We start from the raw sequence: 1,347 nt of genomic DNA on the forward strand, positions 1-1,347 counted from the left end.
ATCCGCAGCCCTGCACGGGTAGGCACGTTCCCCGTATCGGACGCGGAGCTCACACGGCTGGAAACCATGCTCGCCTGGCTGGATTTTCGGCGCTCTTTTGGCCGGAAAAAAGTTGACAAAACACAGCATGCCGATACCCCAGTACACGGTGGACATGAAGGCCATAAAGATCAGGGACAGCAGAGGGATAGTCGCGATGATGAAATTGGGTTTCTTGGGCGTGTACATCGTTGTCACTCCAGGAAGGAAGAGGGCTGAGGCAGGGGTCTGGTTTTCACGTGTTCATTCGTTCTGGCCAAACGGAAGCACTTCGAGGTCATCTGGAACCATGGGGGACAGATGTGCCGCAGAATCCAACTGACTTTTCAGCGAGGGTCCCGAAGTGCCAGGAACGAGATGATGTAATGCCAGTCGATTGACCTCGGCCGCCTCAGCAATAGCGACCGCGTCTGCGATCGAGGTGTGCGAACGCTCATGATGGCTCCGAATGGCTCGAGCGCGAGGACTCGTCGGATCAGGAAACTTCCCAGTCAACCATTCCAAGTCAATAGCCTCATGCAAGAGCAGGTCAGCACCCTGAGCAAGCGTGATCATATTCGTCGTAAAGGCGGTATCACCTGAGATCACCGCTGATCCATCATCTGTGTCGAATCGATAGCCGAATGCCGGTGCCATGGGCGGGTGCTCGACCAGAATCGCCGACACACGAACCCTGCTGTCCTCATAGACGACAAATGGGGACATCTTGGGCGCAGTGTTCGTGTTCGGCTCGAAACCGAGACCTTCAGGCAAGACGATGTCCTCTGCCTGGAACATGTCCAGGGGAGAAGGTCGAAGACTATCGAGGATGCGCTCATTGAGGTCTGTGGCATTCGCTTCGACAAGCCGGGTCAGCGTCTCGGCCGTCCCGGGAGTCGGCGACTGCTCGGAAATCGGACGTGGCGCGACTTTCGCATGCGGCGAGACCGTCGGCAAGACGCCACGGTCTCCCGGCCCGATGACGACGATCGGATCACGGTCGCTATTGGTGATTTCAAATGTGCTGAACATGGCAATCGACGCCAGGTCTGCAATATGGTCCGAATGCAGATGCGTCAGGAACATCCCAACGACATTGTCGAGGCTGTATCCAGCTTGGACGAGTTGGCGGCCGGCTCCATTGTTGGCGGCCATGGAAAACTGCCCATAGGCGGACAGTAGAAATGCCCGTTCCTGGCCACAAGAACTGCCCAGTGGCGGCCACGATTTCTGCCCATCCGAGCATGTAGAACCTCTCATTGAGACACGACCCCGAACCACTTCCGGGAGATGATGACGGTGTCTAATCGATCAACATCCACCACGAGA

Annotated in this window: 2 protein-coding genes; both read right to left on the reverse strand. The window is 56.8% G+C overall.

Going from position 1 to position 1,347, the window contains the following annotated elements; all coding sequences use genetic code 11:
- On the reverse strand, positions 1-228 hold a 228-nt coding region (locus ACPUD7_RS17650), incomplete at its 3' end, for a hypothetical protein (RefSeq protein ID WP_425120638.1).
- A gap of 54 nt (positions 229-282) precedes the next feature.
- Entirely contained in the window at positions 283-1,173 is an 891-nt protein-coding gene (locus tag ACPUD7_RS17655; RefSeq protein ID WP_425120639.1) for an MBL fold metallo-hydrolase, read from the reverse strand.
- Positions 1,174-1,347 lie beyond the last annotated feature (174 nt).

Origin of the sequence: Brevibacterium sp. FAM 24630 (assembly GCF_049804075.1) — a bacterium.
Classification (GTDB): Bacteria; Actinomycetota; Actinomycetes; order Actinomycetales; family Brevibacteriaceae; genus Brevibacterium.